Origin of the sequence: Mycolicibacterium pyrenivorans (assembly GCF_025821625.1) — a bacterium.
GTDB classification, from domain to species: domain Bacteria; phylum Actinomycetota; class Actinomycetes; order Mycobacteriales; family Mycobacteriaceae; genus Mycobacterium; species Mycobacterium pyrenivorans.
Map to the genome: position 1 here is coordinate 17,621 of NZ_JACKSH010000148.1, position 13,589 is coordinate 31,209.

At 69.0% G+C, this 13,589-nt stretch carries 17 protein-coding genes and 1 tRNA gene; 11 read left to right on the top strand and 7 right to left on the bottom strand.

What is annotated here, in order from left to right:
• Positions 1 to 22: 22 nt before the first annotated feature.
• Entirely contained in the window at positions 23 to 787 is a 765-nt protein-coding gene (locus H7I57_RS17425; RefSeq protein WP_264024918.1) for an SDR family NAD(P)-dependent oxidoreductase, read from the bottom strand.
• Positions 788 to 805: 18 nt separating this feature from the next.
• On the opposite strand from H7I57_RS17425, the gene H7I57_RS17430 reads away from it, so the two are divergent.
• From H7I57_RS17430 to H7I57_RS17440, 3 genes are all read left to right on the top strand, one after another.
• Positions 806 to 1,411 carry a histidine phosphatase family protein gene (locus H7I57_RS17430; RefSeq protein ID WP_264024919.1) on the top strand — a complete coding sequence of 202 codons (606 nt, stop codon included), beginning with the start codon at positions 806 to 808 and terminating at the stop codon, positions 1,409 to 1,411.
• A gap of 92 nt (positions 1,412 to 1,503) precedes the next feature.
• On the top strand, positions 1,504 to 2,523 hold the full coding sequence (locus tag H7I57_RS17435) for a phosphotransferase family protein (RefSeq protein ID WP_264024920.1): 1,020 nt from the start codon (positions 1,504 to 1,506) through the stop codon (positions 2,521 to 2,523).
• A 92-nt stretch (positions 2,524 to 2,615) separates the two neighbouring features.
• The gene (locus tag H7I57_RS17440; RefSeq protein WP_264024921.1) at positions 2,616 to 3,428 is read left to right on the top strand and encodes a transglutaminase-like domain-containing protein; all 813 of its coding nucleotides are present in this window, start codon (positions 2,616 to 2,618) and stop codon (positions 3,426 to 3,428) included.
• Positions 3,429 to 3,431: 3 nt separating this feature from the next.
• Here the strand turns inward: H7I57_RS17440 and H7I57_RS17445 are convergent, their stop codons facing one another.
• Positions 3,432 to 3,791, bottom strand: coding sequence for a LapA family protein (locus H7I57_RS17445; protein WP_264024922.1), 360 nt, complete (start codon positions 3,789 to 3,791; stop codon positions 3,432 to 3,434).
• A gap of 124 nt (positions 3,792 to 3,915) precedes the next feature.
• On the opposite strand from H7I57_RS17445, the gene H7I57_RS17450 reads away from it, so the two are divergent.
• From H7I57_RS17450 to H7I57_RS17470, 5 genes are read left to right on the top strand one after another with little or no spacing between them, the layout of a single operon-like run.
• The gene (locus tag H7I57_RS17450; protein ID WP_264025069.1) at positions 3,916 to 4,857 is read left to right on the top strand and encodes an ABC transporter substrate-binding protein; all 942 of its coding nucleotides are present in this window, start codon (positions 3,916 to 3,918) and stop codon (positions 4,855 to 4,857) included.
• A 38-nt stretch (positions 4,858 to 4,895) separates the two neighbouring features.
• Positions 4,896 to 5,993: an ABC transporter ATP-binding protein gene (locus H7I57_RS17455; RefSeq protein WP_264024924.1), complete on the top strand. Its 1,098-nt coding sequence runs from the start codon at positions 4,896 to 4,898 to the stop codon at positions 5,991 to 5,993.
• Positions 5,994 to 5,997: 4 nt separating this feature from the next.
• Entirely contained in the window at positions 5,998 to 6,669 is a 672-nt protein-coding gene (locus H7I57_RS17460; protein ID WP_264024926.1) for an ABC transporter permease, read from the top strand.
• Positions 6,666 to 7,469, top strand: a complete 804-nt coding sequence (locus tag H7I57_RS17465) for an ABC transporter permease (protein ID WP_264024928.1) — start codon at positions 6,666 to 6,668, stop codon at positions 7,467 to 7,469. Before H7I57_RS17460 ends, H7I57_RS17465 begins: the two co-directional genes overlap by 4 nt.
• On the top strand, positions 7,466 to 8,065 hold the full coding sequence (locus H7I57_RS17470) for a putative glycolipid-binding domain-containing protein (protein WP_264024930.1): 600 nt from the start codon (positions 7,466 to 7,468) through the stop codon (positions 8,063 to 8,065). The genes H7I57_RS17465 and H7I57_RS17470 overlap by 4 nt, the downstream gene beginning before the upstream one ends.
• Here H7I57_RS17470 and H7I57_RS17475 read toward each other — a convergent pair.
• The gene (locus H7I57_RS17475; RefSeq protein WP_372510254.1) at positions 8,028 to 8,987 is read right to left on the bottom strand and encodes a prephenate dehydrogenase; all 960 of its coding nucleotides are present in this window, start codon (positions 8,985 to 8,987) and stop codon (positions 8,028 to 8,030) included. The two genes, H7I57_RS17470 and H7I57_RS17475, sit on opposite strands and share 38 nt — an antisense overlap.
• Positions 8,988 to 9,089: 102 nt before the next feature.
• Between H7I57_RS17475 and H7I57_RS17480 the strand changes: the two genes are divergently transcribed.
• The 3 genes from H7I57_RS17480 (at position 9,090) to H7I57_RS17490 (ending at position 10,303) form a co-directional block, all read left to right on the top strand.
• The gene (locus H7I57_RS17480) at positions 9,090 to 9,614 is read left to right on the top strand and encodes a tRNA adenosine deaminase-associated protein (RefSeq protein WP_264024932.1); all 525 of its coding nucleotides are present in this window, start codon (positions 9,090 to 9,092) and stop codon (positions 9,612 to 9,614) included.
• A complete protein-coding gene (locus H7I57_RS17485) occupies positions 9,611 to 10,060 on the top strand; it encodes a nucleoside deaminase (protein WP_264024933.1) in 450 nt (149 codons plus the stop codon). The genes H7I57_RS17480 and H7I57_RS17485 overlap by 4 nt, the downstream gene beginning before the upstream one ends.
• A 152-nt stretch (positions 10,061 to 10,212) precedes the next feature.
• A tRNA-Ser gene (locus tag H7I57_RS17490) sits at positions 10,213 to 10,303 on the top strand.
• A gap of 55 nt (positions 10,304 to 10,358) precedes the next feature.
• Here the strand turns inward: H7I57_RS17490 and aqpZ are convergent.
• From aqpZ to H7I57_RS17510, 4 genes are all read right to left on the bottom strand, one after another.
• Entirely contained in the window at positions 10,359 to 11,141 is a 783-nt protein-coding gene (aqpZ, locus tag H7I57_RS17495) for an aquaporin Z (RefSeq protein WP_264024934.1), read from the bottom strand.
• 120 nt (positions 11,142 to 11,261) lie between these two features.
• On the bottom strand, positions 11,262 to 12,272 hold the full coding sequence (locus tag H7I57_RS17500) for an NAD-dependent epimerase/dehydratase family protein (RefSeq protein WP_264024936.1): 1,011 nt from the start codon (positions 12,270 to 12,272) through the stop codon (positions 11,262 to 11,264).
• On the bottom strand, positions 12,253 to 12,687 hold the full coding sequence (locus H7I57_RS17505) for an SRPBCC family protein (RefSeq protein ID WP_264024938.1): 435 nt from the start codon (positions 12,685 to 12,687) through the stop codon (positions 12,253 to 12,255). Before H7I57_RS17505 ends, H7I57_RS17500 begins: the two co-directional genes overlap by 20 nt.
• Positions 12,687 to 13,550 (bottom strand): lysophospholipid acyltransferase family protein, encoded by an 864-nt coding sequence (locus tag H7I57_RS17510; RefSeq protein WP_264024940.1) that lies wholly within the window; start codon positions 13,548 to 13,550, stop codon positions 12,687 to 12,689. The genes H7I57_RS17505 and H7I57_RS17510 overlap by 1 nt, the downstream gene beginning before the upstream one ends.
• Positions 13,551 to 13,589 lie beyond the last annotated feature (39 nt).

The following is a 13,589-nucleotide window of genomic DNA, read 5'->3' on the forward strand; positions in this document are numbered from 1 at the left end:
AGCTTCAGTTTCGAACGGCGGTCTAGGGAATCCCGCCGTCGGCCCGCAGGATCGAGCCGGACGTGAAGCTGGAGGCGTCCGACATCAGGAACAGTGCGGCGCCGACGATCTCGGCCGGCTGACCGGCACGTTGCAACGCGCTGTTCCTGAACGGATTGTCCGTGCCCTTGAAGCTCCAGGATTCGCTGATGTCGGTCAGGAACGGGCCGGGCATTAACGTGTTGACCCGAACCGTCGGTCCGAACGCCAACGCCAGGGCTTCTGTCATCGCGTTCAGGCCGGCCTTCGAGGCCGCATAGGGGATGAACGACGGGTGCGGCCGCAGCGAGCCGTGGGTGCTGACGTTGATGATCGAGCCCCGGCCCGCGGCCACCATCCGTTCGCCGATCAGCGCAGACAGCCGAAACGGGCCCTTGAGGTTCAGGTTGAACACGGCGTCGAACAGCTTCTCGGAGACGTCGGTGAGCTTGTCGTACAGTGGCGACATCCCGGCGTTGTTGACCAGCACGTCGACCTTGCCGAACCGGTCGTAGGCGGCGTCGACGAGGCCGTCGAGTTCGTCCCACCGTCCGACGTGCACCTGATACGGAAACGCGGCGCGCCCGGTCGCCGCGGAGATCTCCTCGCAGGTGGCGACGCAGGCGTCGTACTTGCGGCTGGCGACGATGACGTCGGCACCACATCGTGCCGCCGCGAAGGCCATCTCGCGCCCCAGCCCGCGACTGCCGCCGGTGATCAAGACCACCCGGTCGGTCAGGTCGAACAGCTGATCTGCATATCCACTCACGGGCCATATGGTGTCACGGTGCAACTACTTCTGGTCCGACACGCACTGCCCTTTCGCAGCGAGCCCGGGCAAGGTTCCGACCCGCACCTGTCGGCCGAAGGTGTCGAGCAGGCCGCGCGACTGCCCGACGCGCTGGCCCGGTTCCCGATTCAGCGTGTGGTGAGCAGCCCCCAGGTGCGCGCGGTCCAGACCGCCCAACCGGTCGCCGACGCGCTGGGGGTTTCGGTCGAGGTCGACGAGCGCCTCGCCGAGTACGACCGCGACCTACCCCACTACATCCCGGTGGAGCAGATCGCCGCCGAGAACCCGGCCGAGATGGAGCGGCTGCTCAGCGGCCGGCTGCCCAGCAGCGTCGACGAGGGTGCGTTCCTGGCCCGCGTGAGAGCGGCCGTCGACGATCTGGTGGCCGGCGCCGACCACGACGACACCGTGGCGGTGTTCAGCCATGGCGGCGTGATCAACGTGCTGCTGCACCAGATCCTGGGCACCGAGAAGTTGCTGTCGTTCAACGTCGACTACGCCTCGGTGACGCGGCTGCTGTCGTCGCGCACCGGCCGGCTGTGGGTGGCGGGTGTCAACGGCACCGAACACGTGTGGGACCTGCTCCCCCGGAACGCGCGATGAGCGCTCGCGCGAAGAGCAGACAGACGCGATGAGCGCTCGCGCGAAGAGCAGGCGGCACCGGATGAGGCGGCACCGGATGGTAGACAAGTCCCGTGAGCGACCTCGAAGGCCTTGACCTGGCTGCACTGGACAAGCACCTGCGCGATACCGGGATCCCCCGCAGCGGTGAGCTGCGCGCGGAGCTCGTCTCCGGTGGCCGGTCCAACCTGACATTCCTGGTGTCCGACGACAGCTCCCGGTGGGTGCTGCGCCGGCCGCCGCTGCACGGGCTGACGCCGTCCGCGCACGACATGGCCCGGGAGTACCGCGTGGTGGCGGCGCTGGCCGACACCCCCGTCCCGGTCGCCCGCGCGGTGACGATGCGCAACGACGACTCGGTGCTCGGCGCGCCGTTCCAGATGGTGGAGTACGTGCCGGGCCGGGTGGTGCGCCACACCGCCCAGCTCGAGGAGCTCGGCGACAAGGACACCATCGAGGCCTGCGTCGATGCGCTGATCAAGGTGCTCGCTGACCTGCACGCCGTGGACCCCGAGGCGGTCGGGCTGGGCGACTTCGGCAAGCCCAGTGGCTACCTCGAGCGGCAGGTGCGGCGGTGGGGTTCGCAGTGGGACCTGGTCAAGCGCGACGACGACCCCTGCGACGACGATGTCAGGTTGCTGCACGCCAAGCTGACCGAGGCGCTTCCGCCGCAGAGCCGGACCGCGATCGTGCACGGCGACTACCGCATCGACAACACGATCCTGGACGCGGAGGACGCGACCAAGGTGGTCGCCGTCCTGGACTGGGAGATGTCCACGCTCGGCGACCCGCTCAGCGACGCCGCGCTGATGTGTGTGTACCGCCACCCGACGTTCCACCTCGTCCACGCCGACGCCGCGTGGGCCTCCGAGCTGATCCCGCCGGCCGACGTGCTGGCCGAGAAATACTCGCGGGCCGCCGGGCAGGCGCTCGACCACTGGGACTTCTACATGGCGCTGGCGTACTTCAAGCTGGCCATCATCGGGGCGGGCATCGCCTACCGGGCCCGGGAGGGCGGCGTCACCGACGACACCGACAAGGTGGCCGAGGCCGTCGCTCCGCTGATCGCCGCCGGGTTGACCGAGCTTTCCTGACGTTTCGGCCCTAGTCTGCCGGGGTAGAGAGACGCGCGGCCCGACGAAGCGCCGTCAGACTGTTTTCCGGAATCAGAAGAGGGCGTGCGGCCATGAAGCGTGATGTCGGTGCGGAGCTGGACGTGGAGATCACCGCGCCCACCACGCTCGAGTTCCAGATCGCGGTGGCACCTCAGCCCGGCGCCGCCGTCACCGAATCTCTGTCATTCATATTGAACGGCAAGGAGATTCCCGCCGCCGACATTCAGGAGATCACCGGCGAGCACGGCAACCGGATCCACAAGTTCGAGGCCCCGGTGGGGAACCTGAAGGCCACCTACTCGGCGTCCGTCGTCGGGCAGGCCGAGCCGGCGCCGCTGCGTGACATCGACCTGTCGACCTACCTGCGGCCCAGCCGGTACGCCGAGGCCGACAAGTTCTACGGTTTCGCCGCCACCGAGTTCGGCGAGTTCGCCGACTCGGCCACGCTGCTGGAGAAGGTGTCGTCCTGGGTCGGCACCCGGCTGAGCTACGTTCCCGGCTCGAGTGACCCCATCGACGGGGCCGCCGACACGCTCCTCGCGGGCGCCGGGGTGTGCCGCGACTACGCACATCTGGTGATCGCCGTGTTGCGGGCGGTGAACGTGCCCGCCCGCCTGGTCTCGGTGTACGCGCCGGGCTGTCAGCCGATGGACTTCCACGCGGTCGCCGAGGCCTTCGTCGACGGGCAGTGGCGGGTCGCCGACGCGACATGCCTGGCGCCGCGGCAGTCGATGGTGCGCATCGCGACGGGACGCGACGCCGCCGACACCGCGTTCCTGGACAACCACAAGGGTTCCATCAATCTGAACAACATGGTCGTCACCGCGACGGTCGACGGCGAGTTGCCCCGCGACTCGGTCGACCAGTTGGTGTCGATCCGGTGAGCGCTACAGCCCGGCCTTGAGGTTCTTCTTGGCGGCGCGGCGCAGCTGGTGGATGCGCACGGCGCCGACTGCGACCGTGAGCAGCCCTCCCGCGACCGCGGCGAACAGGATGGCCACTCCCAGCGGAGTCGACCAGTGCCAGCCGAGGAACGTGAACTCAGCCGACTCCGTGTTCTGCGCGATGAAGATCAACAGGACCACCAGGATGAGGAACCCCATGATCAGCGAACCCCACAGGGCCGCGGCCTTGGTGAACTTCACCGCCGACTCGGGTGGTGGCGGGGACTTCATCGGCGGCGGGGGACCCGGCGCGCCGGGCGGCGGTGGCGGCGGGTCGGGCGACGCCGACGGATCGCTGGTCATGACTCCATCTTTGCCCTTTCGCCGGTTGAATGAAACCACCACACCGATCGCGTTAGGGTCGCTTCAGACTTTCGCAGGCCCGGCAGGCTGAGAGGACGTTGGCGTGAAGCGCTCCCGACGAACCATGCGGATCTGGTTGCTTGCCGTGCTGGCGGCCGTGTTCACGCTGATCACTGCGTCTTTGTCGGCATGCGGCAGCTCCAACCCCCTTGGCGGCGGTGAGATATCGGGGGACCTCGAGTCGATCAAGGTGGGGTCCGCCGACTTCACCGAGTCGAAGATCATCGCCGAAATCTATGCCCAGGCACTCGAAGCCAACGGGTTCACCATCACCCGCCAGTTCGGCATCGGCAGCCGCGAGACCTATATCCCTGCGGTGCAGGACCATTCCATCGATCTCATCCCCGAGTACACCGGCAACCTGTTGCAGTACTTCGACGAGAAGAGTTCGGCCACCACGCCCGACGAGGTGCTCCTGGCGCTCTTCAAGGCGCTTCCCGGCGACCTGTCGATCCTCTATCCGTCTCCCGCCGAGGACAAGGACACCCTCGCGGTGAGCGAGGCGACCGCGCAGCGCTGGAACCTCACCACGATCGGCGATCTCGCCGCGCGCTCGCCTGAGGTCAAAGTCGGTGCGCCGTCGGAATTCCAGACCCGCCAGACCGGCCTGGTGGGACTCAAGGAGAAGTACGGCCTCGACATCGCCCCGGCCAACTTCATCGCGATCAGCGACGGCGGCGGACCGGCGACCGTGCAGGCGCTGACCAACGGCACGGTCACCGCCGCGAACATCTTCAGTACGTCGCCGGCGATTGAGCAGAGCAACCTGGTGGTTCTCGAGGATCCGGAGAACGCGTTCCTGGCGGCCAATGTGGTCCCGCTGGTCGCGTCGCAGAAGATGTCCAGTGAGCTCAAGACCGTGCTGGACGCGGTCAGCGCCAAGCTCACCACCGAGGGGCTGATCGAACTGAACACCTCTGTCGAGGGCAACCAGGGTGTCGATCCCGACGAGGCGGCCGAGAAGTGGATCATCGACAACGGCTTCGACAAGCCCGTCCAGGAATAGGTTTCGGCGATGAGCGCTCGCGCGAAGAGCAGGCGGCAATGATCACCTTCGAGAACGTCACGAAGCGCTACCCGGACGGCACCGTAGCGGTCGACGATCTGACGTTGGAGGTTCCGGAGGGCACCCTCGCGGTGTTCGTCGGCCCGTCGGGCTGTGGCAAGACCACGTCGATGCGGATGATCAACCGGATGATCGACCCGACATCGGGCACGTTGACCGTCGACGGCAAGGACGTCACCAAGGTCGACGCGGTGAAGCTGCGGCTCGGGATGGGGTACGTGATCCAGAGCGCCGGGCTGATGCCGCATCTGCGGGTCGTCGACAACGTTGCGACCGTTCCGGTCCTCCGTGGCGAATCAAGGCGCAGCGCAAGAAAATCCGCGATGGGGGTGCTCGAACGTGTCGGGCTGGATCCCAAGCTTGCCGACCGCTACCCGGCCCAGCTCTCCGGCGGGCAGCAGCAGCGGGTGGGGGTGGCCAGGGCGTTGGCCGCCGATCCGCCGATCCTGTTGATGGACGAGCCGTTCAGCGCAGTCGATCCGGTGGTCCGCGAGGATCTGCAGACCGAGATCCTGCGGCTGCAAAGCGAATTGCACAAGACCATCGTTTTCGTCACCCACGACATCGACGAGGCGATCAAGCTGGGCGACAAGGTTGCGGTGTTCGGCCGCGGCGGCGTCCTTCAGCAGTACGACGCACCCGCGCGGTTGCTGTCCAACCCGGCCAACGACGACGTGGCCGGCTTCGTCGGCGCCGACCGCGGCTACCGCGGGCTCCAGTTCTTCCACGCGACCGGGTTGCCGCTGCACGACGTCCGCCACGTCGCCGAGCCCGAGATCGATGCCCTGACACTGGTTCCGGGCGACTGGGTGCTGGTCACCAGACCCGACGGCACCCCCTATGCGTGGATCGACGCCGCCGGTGTCGAGGTGCACCGCAACGGCAGTTCGCTCTACGACAGCACGACCGCGGGCGGCTCGCTGTTCCGGCCCGACGGCACCCTGCGGTTGGCGCTGGACGCGGCGCTGTCCTCACCGTCGGGGCTCGGGGTGGCCGTCGACGGCGACGGTCAGGTGATCGGCGGGGTGAAGGCCGAGGACGTGCTCGCGGCGCTGGACAAGCAGCGGAAAGCCTGACCTCATGCGGTATCTGTTCACCCACCTCGACGACCTGTGGACGCTGACGCTGATTCATCTGCGGCTGTCGCTGATCCCGATCGTCCTGGGCCTGTTGATCGCTGTTCCGCTGGGCGCACTGGTGCAGCGGACGACGGTGCTGCGTCGGCTGACGACGGTGACGGCGAGCATCGTCTTCACGATCCCGTCGCTGGCGTTGTTCGTGGTGCTGCCGCTGATCATCCCCACGCGCATCCTGGACGAGGCCAACGTCATCGTGGCGCTCACGCTGTACACGGTGGCGCTGCTGGTGCGGGCCGTACCCGAGGCACTGGACGCGGTGTCGCCCGTAGTGCTCGACGCCGCCACCGCCGTCGGCTACAAGCCGCTCACGAGGATGCTGAAAATCGAACTGCCGCTGGCGATTCCGGTGCTCGTCGCCAGCCTGCGCGTGGTGGCTGTCACCAACATCTCGATGGTCGCCGTCGGCTCGGTCATCGGCATCGGCGGTCTCGGCACCTGGTTCACGGAGGGCTACCAGGCCAACAAGAGCGACCAGATCATCGCGGGCATCATCGCGATCTTCGTGCTCGCCGTCGTGATCGACACGCTGATCATGTTCGCAGGCAAGGCGCTCACGCCCTGGACCAGAGCCGCCAAACCGGGCCGCGTCGCGAAGGTGAGTGCGGCGACATGAACTTCCTCGAGCAGGCGCTGTCCTTCATCTTCACCGCCGCCAACTGGGGCGGTCCCGCCGGCTTGACCGCGCGCATCCTCGAGCACCTGCAATACACCGCGATCGCCATCTTCTTCTCCGCGCTCATCGCGGTTCCGCTCGGCATGATCATCGGGCACACCGGCCGTGGCACGTTCCTCGTCGTCACCGGCGTCAACGCGCTGCGCGCCCTGCCCACCCTCGGCGTGCTGCTGCTCGGCGTCCTGTTGTGGGGGCTAGGTCTGATCCCGCCCACGGTGGCGCTGATGCTGCTCGGCATCCCCCCGTTGCTGGCAGGCACCTACTCGGGCATCGCCAACGTCGACCCCGCCGTCGTCGACGCGGCGCGCTCGATGGGGATGACCGAACGGCGGATCCTGCTGCGCGTCGAGACCCCCAACGCGCTGCCGCTGATCGTCGGCGGCCTGCGCACCGCGACGTTGCAGATCGTCGCGACGGCGACGGTCGCCGCGTACGCCAGCCTCGGCGGGCTGGGCCGGTACCTGATCGACGGCATCAAGGTGCGCGAGTTCTATCTGGCTCTGGTCGGCGCGCTGATGGTGACGGCGCTGGCGCTGATCCTCGATGCGGCGCTGGCATTCGCGGTGTGGGCGTCGGTACCCGGCACCGGAAGGCTGGGCGGGCGCCGGATTCCGCAGCCGTTGATCAGCGACGAGGTCGCGCTCGAATCACGGCCACGTGTCGGTTCGCAGAGCTCTTCGCGGTCCACTTTCGAAGCCCGCCACGAACGGGGGGACGCGTCGCCTACGGTAGAGGGGTGAGTGAAGAAGGTCGCTCTGACGCGAGCAGTTCCTGGCCGGCCATCCTGACCTGGCGTGCACACGATGTGCCGCGGATGGAGTCGGCGCGCGTGCAACTCCAAGGGGCCCGCATCAAGGCGTACGGCAGGATCGTCGCCGCCGCCACGCCGTCGCATCCGGCCTTCAGCGCCTCCTACGACCTCGTCACCGACGAGACGGGCGCGACCAAGCGGCTCTCCATGACCGTCACCCTCGCCGAACGTGAACGCCAGCTCTCGATCGCCCGTGACGAGGAGAGCATGTGGCTGGTGCAGGATCACTCCGGCCAGACCAGCCGGTCCGTCTTCGACGGCGCGCTCGACGTCGACCTGATCTTCAGCCCGTTCTTCAACGCGCTGCCGATCCGGCGCACCGGGGTGTACCGGGAGGACGGAGGCTCGGTCACGCTGCCGGTCGTCTACGTCCGGGTGCCCGACCTGTCGGTCGACGTCGCCACGATCAGCTACAGCGCGGGCCCCGAGGGCATCAAGCTGCACTCGCCGGTCGCCGAGACGACGATCACCGTCGACTCCGACGGCTTCATCCTCGACTACCCAGGGTTGGCAGAGCGGATCTGATCACGCCACCCGCGCGTCCGGCGGCGGCGAGTTCGTCGCGCCAGCCCTCGGCGCCGATGACGGTGGTGACGATCTGGGGGCGGCTGAAGCTGTCGTAGCGGACCCGCGCGGCGTGACCGCCTTCCACAAGCTCGGAGATGGGCCGGTCGGCGGCGAGCTGCTCGCGGGCGTCACCGAGCAGGCGCAGCGCCTCGTCGAGCACCGGCACCAGCCGCTCGGAGTTGGCCTCGCACATCGCCCGCACCAGATCCGGCGCGGTCGCCGCGACACGCGTGCCGTCGCGGAACGACCCGGCCGCCAGGGCGAACGCCAGCGGAACCTCGCCGGCGGTGGCGGCCAGCGCCTCGGCGAGCAGGTGGGGCAGATGCGAGATGGTCGCGGCGGCGGCGTCGTGTTCGTCGGAGCGGGCCGGGACGACGACCGACCGGCAGTTCAGGGCGAGGTCCATCACCTGGGCCCACACGCCGGCATCGACGTGGTCGTCGACGCTGATCACCCACGGTGCGCCGGCGAACATGCGGGCGTCCCCGGCAGCCCACCCCGAGTGCGCGGTGCCCGCCATCGGATGCCCGCCGACGAACCGCTCCAGCAGCCCGGCGGCGACGACCTCCTCGAGGACCGCACCCTTGACGCTGATCACGTCCGTCAGCGGGCAGTGCGACGCGACGTCGCGGATGTGGCGCAGCATCGACGCCAGGGCGGGCATCGGCACCGCCAGCACGATCAACGCGCCGGTATCCGACGCCCGCGACAGCGTCTCGTCGAGGTCCGTCGTGGCGTCGAACCCGTCCAACCGCGCCGCGTCGGCGCCCTCCACGGAGCGGTTGTAGCCGAACACGTCGCGCCCGGCCGCCGTCGCCGCGCGCATGACCGAGCCGCCGATCAGTCCGAGACCGACCACACAAACCGGTGTCTTCGTCACGTCTCAAGGTTGGCACACCGGCGGCCCCGCACGGTTGGAGGAGGTCGCCAGCAGGGATGGAGTCGCTGGTCAAGGCCCTGACGGGGGACTACGGTGACTGCCATGGGAGCGCAGAGAGCACAGCCGCAGAAGCAGGCAGTGGATGTGCCGGATGGCTTCGGGGTGGCCGTCGTCCGTGAGGACGGCAAGTGGCGATGCACTGCGATGCATCGTGCGGCCTTGACGAGCCTGTCCGCCGCTGAGACTGAGCTGCGTGAGTTGCGCAGTGCCGGTGCGGTTTTCGGTCTTCTCGACATCGACGACGAGTTCTTCGTGATCGTGCGGCCCGCGCCGTCGGGCACCCGGCTGCTGCTGTCGGATGCCACCGCGGCGCTGGACTACGACATCGCCGCCGAGGTGCTGGAGAAGCTCGACGCAGACATCGAGGACGACGATCTCGACGGCGCCGACCCGTTCGAGGAGGGCGACCTCGGCCTGCTTTCCGACATCGGGCTGCCCGAGGCGGTGCTCGGCGTGATCTGCGATGAGAGCGACGACCTCTACGCCGACGAGCAGGTGGGCCGGATCGCCAGGGAGATGGGGTTCGCCGACGAACTGTCGGCCCTGCTCGACCGCCTGGGTCGTTGACCGACGAAGACCTGATCCGGGCCGCCCTCGACGCCGCCTCCGCCGCGGGACCCCGGGACGTGCCGATCGGCGCGGTGGTCGTCGCCGCCGACGGCACCGAACTGGCCCGCGCGGCCAACGCCCGCGAGGAGTCGGGCGACCCCACCGCACACGCGGAGATCCTGGCTCTCCGCGCCGCTGCCGGGGTGCTCGGGGACGGCTGGCGGTTGGAGGGCGCCACGCTGGCCGTGACGGTGGAGCCGTGCACGATGTGCGCGGGCGCGCTGGTGATGGCACGGGTCGCGCGGGTGGTGTTCGGGGCGTGGGAGCCGAAGACGGGTGCGGTCGGCTCGCTGTGGGACGTGGTGCGCGACCGGCGGCTGACGCACCGGCCGCAGGTGCGCGGGGGAGTGCTCGCCGACGAGTGCGCAGGCCTTCTCGAGGAGTTCTTCGCCCGCCAGCGGTGAGGTGCGCGCCCAGGCGCCCAGCGTGCTCCCGGTCTGCGCCGAGCGTGCACCCACGGCTGTGATTCGAGCGGATCCACGACCCTCAGTGCACTTTCGCGGTGGGAGCGACGGCGGTTTGGGTTGTCAGCCGGTGCATCGGTAAGCTGCCACACGGTGGCGTGTCCGAGCGGCCTAAGGAGCACGCCTCGAAAGCGTGTGACGGGTAACCCCCGTCCGAGGGTTCAAATCCCTCCGCCACCGCCATAGCCATCTGCCTGTCCACGCAGGCAGGTGGCTATTTTTCACGACGCCCGGTTCGTCACTCCAGACGGTCGCGGTCGCGACGCCGCTCCTCCACGTCGAGCACTTCCTCGCGGACCGGGCGTTCGGCCAGCTGCTCGCGCGTCCCGAACAGCAACGGGTACACGACTCCCGCGATCGCCGCGCCGACCAACGGCGCCACCCAGAACAGCCACAGCTGGCCGGGCGCGCCGTCGCCGTTGAAGAACGCGACTCCGGTGGAGCGCGCAGGGTTCACCGAGGTGTTGGAGATCGGGATCGAGATCAAGTGGATCAAGGTGAGCGTCAGGCCGATGGCGAGGCCGGCGAAACCTTTGGGCGCGCGGTCCTCGGTGGCGCCGAGGATGACGAACAGGAACACCGCGGTCAGCACGATCTCGGTGATGAGCACCGCCCACATCGAATAGCCGGTCGGCGAGTTCTCCCCGAACCCGTTGGCGGCCATGTTGCCGGTGGCCTCGAAACCTTCACGGCCTCTGGCGATCACGAAGATGAGCAGGCCGGCGATCAGCCCGCCGATCACCTGCACCAACCAGTAGAGCGGCAGCGCCTTCCATTCCATCCGGCGCGCGATGGCGGCGCCCAGCGTGACGGCGGGATTGAAGTGGCCGCCGGAGACCGTGCCGAAGGCATAGACGCCGGTGAGCACCGTCAACCCGAACGCCAGGGAGACGCCGAGGAACCCGATACCGACGAGGAGGCCGTCGTCTGTCTGCACGGTGGCGGCGAACACGGCGCTGCCGCAACCGCCGAATACCAGCCAGAACGTCCCGAACATCTCCGCCGCGAGTCGCTGCGGCATGCTTGGAGCTATCACAGTCACCCCTCCGTCGGGTCCGCCGTCACGTAGAACGGTGCCACGAGGCGGCCGCGCCCGGTGCGAGGTTGCCAAATCGTGCCGATATGGTGACCGGTCTCGTGTTCACAGCGCAGAAGCCAACGCCTGCAACGTCTCCGCCGCGGTGTAGCGGGGTGTCCAACCCAGCACCGACCTGGCCCTGCTGATGTCCATGACCACCGAGTTCCGGGCGGCATGCAGCCACTCGGCCGAGGACGGCAGGAACGGCAGGTGCGCGATCGCAAAAGAGGCGATGGCCGCCGTGACCGCCGGGACGCGCAGCGGCCGGGCCCCCAGAGCCACCGCCACCTCGGACAGCGACACCTGCCCGTCGCCGGCGAGGTTGTAGGCGCCCGGCGGTGCCGGGGTGGTCGCGGCCAACGCGATCGCGGCGGCGACGTCGTCGTGGTGGACGAGCTGCATCGGCGTGCCGGGATCCGGGAACAGCGGTTTCAGCAGCGGTACCGCCGCGGTGGCGGACCGCAGGCCCGGCACGTGACTCCAGGGCATCGCGTCGGCGAGGGCGGTCGCCTTCGGGCCGGCGACGATGCACGGCCGCAGCACGAACACCTCCAGAGACGACCCTTCGGTGACCTCGGCGAGCACCGCCTCGCAGGCGGCCTTCTGCTCGGAGTAGTAGTGCTCGGCCGATCCGCGCAGCGGCGTGTCCTCGGTCAGCGGGACCTTGTTGTCCGAGTGGTAGCCGTACGCGGCCACCGACGAGGTGTAGACCAGGCGCCTGGGCCGCTGCGCTGCGACGGTGGCCTCGAAGACGTTGCGCGTGCCCGCCACGTTGACGCGCCGGCTCTCCTCGCGCGTCCCCAACACGATGAAGGCCAGGTGGACGACGACGTCGGCGTCGGCGACCAGTGCGTCGACCGCGTCTCGGTCGAGGATGTCGCCCCGGTGGTAGGTGGTCTTCGTCCAGCCGTGCGCTCCCGGGTCGAACGGCCGTCGGGCCATGCCGACGATGCGGTCGACGTCGGGATCGCGTTCGAGGGCATCGACCGCGGAGATTCCGATGTCGCCGGTCGGGCCGGTCACGGCCACGGTCAGGCCGGACCGCTTGGGCTTCTCAGGCTTCGACGAGCTCACGGACATTCTCCAAACTCGCCGACAGCGTGCCGCCGACCTGTCGTGACGCGATGCGGTCGGCGAGCAGGCCGAGCAGCCCGCCGGGTGACTGATAGGCCAGCCGGAACGTGACCTTCGTGCGGCCCGGGCTTGCGTCACGAAGTCGGAAGCGGCCCCGCAGGCTCACCCCGGTGATGCTGATCCAGGCCAGATCTCGGGCCTCGTCGAACTCGACGAGCTCGATGACCCCGCCGATTGGGGCGGCGCCGATCTTCCAGTGCACGGTGTAGCGCGACCCGACCCCGGCGGGTCCCTCGGTGACCGTCTCCCACCGCTCGAGGTTCGGCATGAAGTCGGGGTAGCGCTTCGGGTCGCTGATCAGCGACCAGATGGCATGGCGGTCGGCGTCGACGACGAGCTGCCGTTGGACCCGCATCAGCCGATCACCGGGAACCTGCGCTCGGCGGCCAGCCGGTCGACGCCGGCCTGCAGGCTGGCGAGCACGGCCTTGTTCACCGTCTGGTCGTCACCGTCGACGTCGATCGGGTCCTGCACCTCGATGGCGATCTTCGCGGGCAGCGGCAGATGCCCGGCCAGGTCGCTGATGTTCAGCCCCCAGGGCAGGGCCAGCGAGATGGGCACGCTCTTGAGCCGCAGCCGCTTGTCCACACCCAGCAGCCGGGCCAGCCACTGCCCGCGGTCGAGAAACAGTGCGGTCTCCTGGCCGCCGACGCTGGCCACCGGCACGATCGGCACCCCCGCCTCCCGGGCCAGCTGCACGTAGCCCATCCGGCCGCCGAAGTCGACGACGTGGCGCTCCCATGACGGGCGGAACACCTCGTAGTCGCCGCCCGGATACACCAGAAGGGCACTGGCCTGCCCGGCCTGCAGTGCCAGGCGGGCGTTCTCGGGAGTGGCCGCCACCGTGCCGAACTTCCGCAGCCAACCCAGGCCGGGGGCCGACACCACCAGGTTGTGGGCCAGCTGGAAGAAAGGCCGCTCGACGCCGAAGTAGGAGCAGAAGGCCAGCGTGAACACGAAGGTGTCGGGCGGGACGTTGCCGCCGCTGTGGTTGCCGACCAGCAGCACCGGCTTGTCTGCCGGTATGCGGTGAAGCCCCCGAACGTCGGCGCGGAAGTACAGCGAGGCCAGCAGCCAGGTGCCGGGCAGGCGATCGCGGATGTAGTCGGGATCGCGGTGGTCGAGATCCGCCTCGGGGATCTCGGGCGTGACTCTCCGGCGCGCCCAGCCCACGACGTTGTCGGCCACAGCGCGGACTGCCGTGACGCCGTTGCTCATGCTGACCCCTCGTCGCCGATGACCGTGCGCCGTTGCGCG